Consider the following 725-nt stretch of genomic DNA (forward strand, 5'->3'; position numbering starts at 1 on the left):
TGAATATTATGATAATTCACAAATTATAGTAATAGATCCACAAGAAGAATATTCAAAAATTTGTAGTCAAGTTAATGGTCAATATATAGACCTTAAAGAAGGTAAAAACACCATTATAAACCCATTAGAAATACAAATTAATGAATTTAATGATGAAAATATTAAAGTATTTAATGTTATAGATAATCATATTGAGTTTGTCGCAACTTGATTTGAAATATTATTTAAAAATCTTTCTAAAACAAATACTATTTTAATCAAAATGGCTTTAAAAAACTTATATAAAAATTATGATTTTTATAATATTGAAACATTAAATGATTTAAAAAGTGTTAAAAAATGACCTATTATAGACGATTTTATTAACGAATTAGAAAAAACTAAGTTCGAAAACAAAACTGAAGAAATAATATATCTTAAACCATTAACAAAAATGATTAAAGAATTTAAATTCTTCTTTCAAGAACAAACTTCATATAAAAATATTTTCAATCAACAGTCTAATATAAATTTAAATAATAAATTTATTGTATTTAATGTTAAAAAGTTGCTTTCACAACAAAATCAATCCTCAGCAATGGCTCAAATTTATTTATTACTTAAAATAATAAATACAAAAATTAGTATAAATTCAATAAATAAATCTTATTTTAAAACTGTTTTGTTTATAGATGAAGCACACTTTGCATTGAAAGACAACACACCAGAATTAATGGAATTTTTAA

The 725-nt window shown here is 19.7% G+C and carries 1 pseudogene; it reads left to right on the top strand.

Annotation, left to right across the window (positions count from 1 at the left end):
• Positions 1-725: pseudogene (locus N9R85_RS03860) on the top strand (hypothetical protein); the annotation flags it as partial.

The organism is Mycoplasma sp. CSL7503-lung (assembly GCF_025515455.1).
In the GTDB taxonomy this organism is placed as follows: domain Bacteria; phylum Bacillota_I; class Bacilli_A; order Mycoplasmatales; family Metamycoplasmataceae; genus Mycoplasmopsis.